Annotated in this window: 6 protein-coding genes and 1 pseudogene; 3 read left to right on the forward strand and 4 right to left on the reverse strand. The window is 61.3% G+C overall.

The annotated features are described in order from the left end of the window. Positions 1-652, forward strand: a pseudogene (locus tag Q0H50_RS06675) (sodium-dependent transporter); the annotation flags it as partial. Positions 653-807: 155 nt separating this feature from the next. Here Q0H50_RS06675 and Q0H50_RS06680 read toward each other — a convergent pair. The 4 genes from Q0H50_RS06680 to Q0H50_RS06695 all read right to left on the reverse strand — a co-directional run bounded on the left by Q0H50_RS06680 (position 808) and on the right by Q0H50_RS06695 (position 6,484). Further along, on the reverse strand, positions 808-3,390 hold the full coding sequence (locus Q0H50_RS06680; protein ID WP_294420753.1) for a homocysteine S-methyltransferase family protein: 2,583 nt from the start codon (positions 3,388-3,390) through the stop codon (positions 808-810). Next, positions 3,383-4,255 carry a hypothetical protein gene (locus Q0H50_RS06685; protein WP_294420755.1) on the reverse strand — a complete coding sequence of 291 codons (873 nt, stop codon included), beginning with the start codon at positions 4,253-4,255 and terminating at the stop codon, positions 3,383-3,385. Before Q0H50_RS06685 ends, Q0H50_RS06680 begins: the two co-directional genes overlap by 8 nt. After that, on the reverse strand, positions 4,252-5,127 hold the full coding sequence (locus Q0H50_RS06690) for a methylenetetrahydrofolate reductase (protein WP_294420756.1): 876 nt from the start codon (positions 5,125-5,127) through the stop codon (positions 4,252-4,254). The genes Q0H50_RS06685 and Q0H50_RS06690 overlap by 4 nt, the downstream gene beginning before the upstream one ends. 184 nt (positions 5,128-5,311) lie before the next feature. Further along, entirely contained in the window at positions 5,312-6,484 is a 1,173-nt protein-coding gene (locus Q0H50_RS06695; protein ID WP_294420757.1) for a hypothetical protein, read from the reverse strand. A gap of 937 nt (positions 6,485-7,421) precedes the next feature. Here Q0H50_RS06695 and Q0H50_RS06700 point away from each other — a divergent pair. Then, the gene (locus tag Q0H50_RS06700) at positions 7,422-7,748 is read left to right on the forward strand and encodes a ribbon-helix-helix protein, CopG family (protein WP_294420759.1); all 327 of its coding nucleotides are present in this window, start codon (positions 7,422-7,424) and stop codon (positions 7,746-7,748) included. A 15-nt stretch (positions 7,749-7,763) separates the two neighbouring features. Next, entirely contained in the window at positions 7,764-8,615 is an 852-nt protein-coding gene (locus tag Q0H50_RS06705; protein WP_294420761.1) for a metallophosphoesterase, read from the forward strand. Positions 8,616-9,009 lie beyond the last annotated feature (394 nt).

Raw genomic sequence — 9,009 nt, forward strand, 5'->3', positions numbered from 1 at the left:
GACCGATGTCTGCGTCCTGCAATCCTGCCTCGGGTTGCTCGAAATGGGTTTTGAGGTTTTCGCCGTCGAGGAATTGCTGTTCTCGTCGGCGCGCAACGTCGTGGTGTTCAGCACGCTGGCCGCGGTTCTGTCCGCCATGGTGGTGGTGCCGGCCGTGTTCGCGTTCGGAGCCGACACCCAGGCAGGCCCCCCGCTCCTGTTCATCGTGCTGCCGCAGGTGTTCGAGGAGATGCCTTTCGGCGGGCTGTTCTGCTTCGTGTTCTTCCTGGCCGTGTCCTGCGCGGCCATCACCAGCCTGGTGAACCTGTACGAGCCGCCTATCGAGGCGCTGCAGCAGCAGGCGCACCTTCCCCGCTGGGCCGCCGTGGCCATCGTGGCGGCGGCTTCCATGGGCATCGGCGCCTTCATCGAGAACGGTGATGCGGTCAGCGCCTGGATGGATGCCGTCAGCATCTACGCAATCCCGCTGGGAGCGCTTATAGCGGCCGTGATGTTCTTCTGGGTATGCCCCAAGGGTTTCGCCGCAAAACAGGCTCAGATGGGACGAGAGAAGCCCGTAGGGGCATGGTTCGAGTTCATGGGACGCTATCTGTTCGTCCCGCTCACGGCGATCGTCATCATCCTGGGCATCGTGCTCGGCGGCATCGGATAGCGCCCAGGCATCGAAGCATCACCCATAACGCAGGCGCGTCGGCAGCCCCGACAGCATCCCGAAAACCACGAAGGCCTGCATGCTCCACGAAGCATGCAGGCCTTCTCATATCGGTTTCCCCGCAGCCATCGTCCCCGATGGCGCCGTTTGCCGCGCTAACCCTGTTCGGCGAAGAAGCGCTCGGCGATGCGGGCCGATTCCGCGGCATCCTTCGCGTAGTAGTCCGCGCCGATCTGCTCGGCGTACTCGGGCGTCAGAACCGCGCCGCCGACCATCACCTTGCAGCCCGGCAGCTTCTCATGCAGAAGCTCCACGGTCTGCTCCATGGCGCGAACCGTGGTGGTCATCAGCGCCGAAAGCCCCACCAGGCGGATACCCTGCTCGCTTGCCACGCGCAACACTTCCTCCGGCTCGACGTCGCGGCCAAGATCGACCACGCGGAAGCCGTAGTTCTCCAGCAGCATCTTGACGATGTTCTTGCCGATGTCGTGGATGTCGCCCTTCACCGTGGCCACTGCGATGGCGTTCGACCCCATGCCGTCGTCGGCGGAATCGCCCATGCGCGCCTTGACGACGTCGAACCCTACCTTCACCGCCTCGGCCGAGGCCATCAGCTGGGGAAGGAAAAACTCCCCCTTGTCGAACTTCTGCCCCACCACATCAAGTGCGGGAACGAACACGCCGTTGACCAGGTCGAGCGGGTTATGCCCCTCGAGCAAGGCCTCGGTCGCCGGGCCCATCGGGCCTTTGCGGCCCGTGAGGATCAGATGCACCATATCGCGAACGGCATCGGCGGCATCCGAAAGCGGCTCCGGAACCGCCACCGGGCATTCCGCAGCCGCGTCGGCAGCCCCCGAAGGCTGCGCCTCTGCAACTCCCACGGCAACACCCGCCCCCGCAACATACGGGTCTGCGGCGTCGGCATACTCCCCGATGAACTCGACGGCGCCGGCATCTTGGCAGTTCAGCACCCTGAACGTGTTCACTGTATCGGTGTAGCGCCTGGCCTTCGGGTTCAAGATGGGCATATCCAGACCGCACCCGAACGCGGCGGCCAAAAAGGTGGAGTTCACCATGTTGCGCTGAGGCAGGCCGAAGCTGATGTTGGACACGCCGAGGGCCGTGCGCACGCCCAGGCGTTCCTTGACCATGCCGACGGCGTGCAAGATCTCAAGCGCCTCCGATTGGTTGGTCGCGCACGCCATGGTCAGGCAATCGATGACCACATCGGTCCGCGGGATGCCGTAACGCTCGGCGGCTTCCACGATGCGCTCGGCAACGGCGAAACGCCCCTCGGCCGTAGGCGGGATGCCCTCTTCGTCAAGGGCAAGGCCGATCACGGCGCACCCGTAACGCTTCACGATGGGAAGCACGGCCTCCAAGCTCTCGCGCTTTCCGTTGACGCTGTTGATGAGCGGCTTGCCGGCATAACCGCGAACCGCCGACTCCACCGCCACCGGGTCGGATGAGTCCACCACCAGCGGCAACGTGACCGTAGAGGAAAGCTTGTCCACCGCGGCGGCCAGCACGGCAGGCTCATCAAGCTCGGGAAGGCCGACGTTGACATCGAGCACATCCGCTCCCAGCTCCTGCTGCGAAACGGCCTCGCCCACCAGGTAATCAAGGTCTCCCGCGCGCAGCGCCGCCTTGAGCTTGGGCTTGCCCGTGGGGTTGATGCGCTCGCCGATCACGGCGATACGGGGCACGCCCACCGGGAGCACCACGGCCTCCTGCGCGCTGCACAGCACGCAAGCGGGCTCGTAAGCGCGCGGCATCGGCACGCGACGGGCATCGGCCATGCGGCGAAGCTGGCGGGTGTATTCCGGCGACGTGCCGCAGCACCCGCCGATGATCGAGGCGCCCGCATCGAGTATGCCCTCCATGGCGGCGGCGAAATCCTCGGGCGACACGTCGAACACGGTGACCCCGCCCTGCACGCGCGGCAGGCCCGCGTTCGGCTGCACCATCAGCGGGCAGCGCGAGCGGCGCGCCATGTTCTGCGCGGCGCCCAAAAGATCCGCCGGGCCAAGCGAGCAGTTCAAGCCCACGGCATGCGCGCCCATGCTCGAGAGCACCTCCGCCGCCACTTCCGGCGACGTGCCCAAAAACGTGCGCCCATCCTCGCCGAAGGTCATGGTGGCGAACACCGGCAGGTCGCAGTTCTCCTGAGCCGCCAGCAGCGCCGCCTTCGCCTCGCGCAAATCGGCCATGGTCTCGATCAGCACCACATCGCAACCGGCAGCGGCGACGGCGCGCACCTGCTCGGCGAACAGGTCGTACGCCTCATCGAAGCTCATGGTTCCCATGGGCTCCAAAAGCGCGCCCGTCGGGCCGACGTCGCCGGCGATGTAAGGGGCACCGGCGGCACGCGCGCATTCGGCGGCAGCGCGATACACCTCTTCGACGCTCGCGGCGCCTTCTAGCTTCAGACGGTTCGCCCCGAACGTGTTCGTGGTGATGACCTCGGCCCCCGCATCGACATAGGCCTTATGGATGGCCGCGATATCTTCAGGATGGGAGAAGTTCAGCATCTCGGGAATCTGGCCTGCATCGGCAAGGCCACGCTCCTGCAGCTGCGTGCCCATGGCGCCGTCCACCACAAGAAAGTCCTGCCCGAGCAGCGCCCGCTTCAAATGCTCGTCCTTAACGGCAAGCCCCGACAGGTCGGGGGCGGGCAGCTTCGCCGCCTTCGCCCAACCGCCGGACAGCTCCTTGTGCACGTTCTCGTTCTCACCCATGGCAGGTAACCCCTCGTTTCCTCAACTCGCAACCATCCTTCAAGCTGCATATCGCGCAAGCATCGCGCGCTTCACCGTGATCGTCAGGCGTTTCGAACAAGCCTACCACGGCGGTGACGCTTTTCACCGGCACGAGCATGTTCGTCGACGTCGTCGCGATGCCCAAGCGCCGACCCGCGTCAAGCGCCCTTAAAAACGCCGGCTGCACGCTCAGCGGCAAGTCGCCGTATCCGGGGCTGAAACGCCAGTTCGTGCTCATGCCCATATCCTTGGCGAACCCGACGACAAGGCCCTCCACGACGTTTGCGGCCGCCTCGACCAGCGCCGAGCAGCAGGCGCCGAACATCACGCCGTCCGCCACGCTGATGGCCTCATGCTTGCGCATCTCCCGCTCGCTTACCGCACTGAGCGTGCACGCCATCAGCGCAACCTGAGACGCCCCGCGCAAGTGCTCGGCGATGCTGCCGCCCTCCAGGACAAGCCCGCAGCCCGATAAGGCCACGCGAGGCCCAGATTCCTTGCCGCATTCGATTCGCCCGCCTGGCTCGCCATGGCGCTCGACCACGCTCACCGCCTCGTCACGAGGCGCTTCCGCGTCCGACGCCCCATCACGTCGCGCTGTTTCGCCCGACATCCCAGGCCCCAATGCCTCCCAGCGCGTTCGCTCCTCATCGATATCGAAGACGCTCCAGGCGAATGTGGGCGCGATAGCCTTCTCGCACTCGTCGGCCAAGCTATTGAAACGGGCCAGCAAAGCCTGATCGACCTGCTGACCCGCATATCCCAGATATCTCAGCGCCTCGCTGCGATCAAGCCGCGCATCGGGCACGCCACCCGCGCCAAGACGCCCATAACGAACCCTCACGAAACCAGCGCCACCTTCAACGCGCACGTGGCGGCACGGGCGATCTCGGGGTTGTTCATGGTGTACACATGCAGCCCCTCGACGCCATGCGCCTGCAGGTCGGTCAGCTGTCGGCATGCGTATTCGATACCGGCCTGACGCAAGCTTGCCGGATCGTCCTCATATCGCGCAAGCAGCTTGATAATGGGACTGGGAAGCGACGCCCCGCACATGAACACCATGCGCTGGATCTGGGCCTTGCTCATGAACGGCATGATGCCCGCGGTTATCGGCACCGTGATACCGGCGGCCTCGGCACCCTCGCGGAATCGATAGAAGCAATCGTTGTCGAAGAACAGCTGCGTGACCAGGAAGCTCGCACCCGCATCCTGCTTCTGCTTCAGATGTTCCACGTTCAGGCGAAGCGAATCGCAATCGATATGGCCCTCGGGATACGCCGCGGCACCCACGCAAAAGCCTGCATCCGCCAGCACCGGGATAAGGTCCTTGGCATACCGGAAATCACCGGGCTCATAGCCTTCCGGCAAATCGCCGCGCAACGCCAGCACGTTGCGGATACCGCGGTCCTTCATATCGGAGATAGCCGTCGAAATCGACTGCCGCGATGCGCCGGCGCAGGTCAGATGGGCCACAGCGGGAACGTCATGATCGTCTTGAATCATGGCGGCGATCTCGGCGGTGGCCTGCTTGTTACCGCTGCCGCCCGCCGAATACGTGACGCTGATGAACGCGGGGTCGAGCTTTGCAAGCTCCTGCGCGATCGTGCGCGCCGACTCCATGCTCAGCTCGCCCTTCGGCGGGAAGATCTCGAACGAAACCGGCTGTGCGCCCGTCTGACGGGCCTTCGTGAAGATGCTCTCTACGGTATCCATAATGCTGCCTTTGGTATTCTTCCATCATCAGTATCTATTGCGCTGCTAATTATAACGACACAAGCCTTTTCGCCATCGGTAATTCCTGGCACCGGGATATGCTTTTTTCAGAAAGCAATCTATCTGCCCATACGATTGCCAGGAAAAGCAAGCACATATGCACATCAAAGACAGTCCCTCATCACTAACGGCCAACGCAATCGGCGGGAGGATCGAACACGTTCACGCTGCTACCCGTTTCGCTTTGACGAAACGCGCTGAAGCACACGAGCGTCTGCCAAAGTTCAACCCTCCTCGCAAGCTGACGAGCCTCTTTCGCTCGCTGCTTTGCCTCGGCTTCATCCTCGAATGCCGGCAATCCGCCCGCTTCCTCGTACATACCCGCCCCCTCGCACGCTCCTGCTTCCTGAAGTTCACGAGATTCCGCAAAACCGCCCATCGGCACGCTTCGACGGCGCATTCTCCTTGCAACCTTCTCGCATAGCTGCACATAGGCATCGAATTCGTGAACCTGCTCAGGACGCACCAATATCGCTCGACGTTGCAGCCCTCCATGCTCTTTCTGCGACGCGGCGCCATCTTGCACCGCGCCTTCAGGCACCTTCGCCCCCTGAGCCGTATCTTGACCCGCGTTTCGAGCCGACCGTCCCGCGCATCGAACATCCTTCTCGCCCGTCGTTGCGGCCCCAATCGACCTGTTTGCCCTTTGGTCGCCCTCTGCATCCGCAGCCTCGCTTCCCCGATCGCACGTGGTGCCGCCATGCTGCGCGCAAAACGCTGCCACAGGAAACTCCTCAGGGTCCTCCGGACCATCGATGCCGCAGGCAGGGCCATTCGCCCTTCGCCCGCCGATTCCATCAGGCAGCGAGATGTTCAACGCCGCCACATCGCGCCTTCGGCTCGTTGAACGCACGGTCAGCATGCGGCCAGACGTACCCAAGCCCTCCGCTACCGACAAACAACCTCTTCCCGCAACGTTCTCGCCAAGAACCACATCCCCTGCCGCAAACCCGCCGAAACGTCGCGGCATGCTCAATGCCATCGCCATCGCGGATTCCGTCGGCGAAATCGATCCATCTCGCACATAAGCAAGGGCACGACGCGCCTTCGCCGTCCCATAGGCCCCATCGACCTTCGCCAGATACTGCCCGATTCTCGAAACCGACGTCAACGGCTCGTCATCACCCTCTCGCAAAGCGATCCCGTTTTCAGCATCGGCGTCGATGCGATACGACGAGCAAAGCGCATACCCCATGTACACCGTTTCCAACAAGGTATGCTTAACCGCAACCTGTAAAAACGTCAGCTCAGGAGACGAGCAGCAAACCGCGCCGAACCCCTCAACCGGCACCTTCACGAACGATCCTGCCGGATACGCGTTTCCCGAATAATGAGACCGCAGGCAATCGCCGTCGCGCCTGCCCGCCGAAGTCCGCACAAGCACCTCAAGCTTGCCGTCATCAATGCCCAGTAGCGAACGCAAGGTCCTACTCTCGGAAACAAACGGCGATGTGCAAGGCAGCACCCGAGCCGTGGTCCTGTTGCCCGTGATGCGAGGATTGCGATTTCGCACAAGCCAGCGAAACGCCGCGTCGTGAGATAAGCAAATATTCATGGTTGCCATAACCGGTTCCTTTCAAGCGCAAATCACTTCGAAAACCAGCATGACGCCGCCATCTTACACAACCCTTGCCCGCATCTTGCAAGTCGATCCGCCAAACCTTGCAAACCGGTCACCGTTACGGCCCTCCAGCGGACCGAACAGCACTCCCACAACACCCGAAGCGATTCCGCAAATGTACCAAGGCAAGCCCAGAAAACCAGCTACCGCCCTTAATGCCGAGCGCCCAAAAAGAAAAGAACCGCACACAAACGAGAATTAGTTGTGGCAATGAAACGAGGAAGCAAGAAGACATCTCGCCCGAAGCTTTACCATTTCGGTCAAGATGCGCTGGAAGGATCCCACCGCCATCCCCCTAAACCCAAAGTCAAATCAATGGTACAGGTCGCAGTACGCCCCGACAGGGCCCCAGCCGCCGACACAAACGTGCATCCAGTACTGGCCGTCTTCATCCATGACGCAGAATCAGCAAGTCGAAATAACCAAAGTCGCCAAATCATCGGGACCATGCGCTCTACAACCACGGGAAGCTGAAGGACACGACGCTATTCGCACCGAAAACCACTTGCCTTAGCGATGATTCCAGCAAATCGATAGCGGTAACCGCCTTATACCGGCTATACTGATGCCATAGCTTAATCACAGCACAAACACAGCATCAGGAGAACAAGCTATGGCAGTGGAGCACAGTCAAGACAAGCGTCAGCTAGCCGCATGGGTAGATCGAAAGCTAGCCGAAACAGTAGACGAAGTTGCCAGCAAGCGAGGCATCACGCGAACCGCGGCAATCACCGAAGCGCTCCAGCGCTATGTCGAAGAGGAAACAAGCGTGGCGCTGCAGCTCTCCGATTTCGCGGAGAAGCTTGAATTGCTTCTCGAACGCAGCGAATCAATGCAAAACGAGCTTGAGGAAATCAAACAGATGAAACCCGCTCGTTCCACGCGCAAAGCAAAACCCGCGCAAACGACACCTGCGGCGCAAACGCCCTCGCTGTTCTAGAAACGAATCAGCCTTATGAGCATCTTCGTTACCGGCGACATCCATGCCTCATACGACATTGCAAAACTCTCGGAAAGCCGCTTCGACACCACAGGATTGACCAAAAATGATTACGTGATCATTTGCGGCGATTTCGGGCTGGTATGGAACAACTCGGCAAGCGAACAGTACTGGCTGCGATGGCTTGAAGCCAGGCCCTTCACAACTCTCTTCGTAGACGGAAACCACGAGGGGTTCAGCTTGCTGAACAGCCTTCCCGAAACCACATGGCACGGCGGTAACGTACATCAGGTGTCGACCACCGTCTTCCACCTTCAACGAGGCCAAATGTACGACATCAACGGATTCCGTATCTTCACCATGGGCGGTGCAGCTTCAAGCGAATACGACAGAAAGCATCGGATTCTAGGCAAAACATGGTTCACCGAAGAGGTTCCGTGCGAACAAGAACGGGCAGCTGCGCTTGAAACGCTCGATAACGCTGATTGGAAATGCGATTTCGTGATAACCCATTGCGCCCCGACCTCTGCCGCGCAAGGCATCGCAGAGCACACCGATCGCCTCGAAATCCACCCAATGGACGAGTACACCGATTGGCTTCAAACGATTCAAGACAAGCTTACATACACTCATTGGTTCTGCGGTCATTACCATATCGATGCGCAAATCCAGGACAAGGCAACCGCGCTGTACAACCGAATAGCATTGCTGTCTAAGCCCGATGCCAAGAATGATTCCGAGGATGCGGCCGTACCATCATTGCCATATCATCTGCTTCCGGAACCCGCAATCGAGGAACAACCAACTACGGCAGAATACGCACCTGAGCTAGATGATCAAGATGCGCTGGAAATCGATCTCGAATAGCCTTCAACAATTCAAAACGGAAACGACCCCGCCAAACCAAAATAATTGATACTGCAAGAAATTAAAGCAAAGCGAATAACAGCAGACAGAATTTCCCAAGGGCGGGAACGCAGAGAGGCCTGCAGGGGCTATCCCCCTGCAGGCCTCTCTCGGCGCGCGCGGCGCACGTCGCGCATCCATCCTTGCGCAGATCGTGCGGATGCCCCGGATGCGGCGAGCGCCGGCCCTGTCGGGGCACATCCCCGCAGATGCCGCATTCGGCCGCCTAAACGCAGAAGGGCCCGCAGGGGGAACCTCCCCCCTGCGGGCCTCTCTCGGCGCATAGAAAAGCGCCCTCCGCGAGCGCGACGCCCTGCCCTCCCGCAGCCTTGCGCTGCAGTACTCTCGGCGAAGG

Origin of the sequence: uncultured Senegalimassilia sp. (genome assembly GCF_934632265.1) — a bacterium.
GTDB lineage: Bacteria > Actinomycetota > Coriobacteriia > Coriobacteriales > Eggerthellaceae > Senegalimassilia.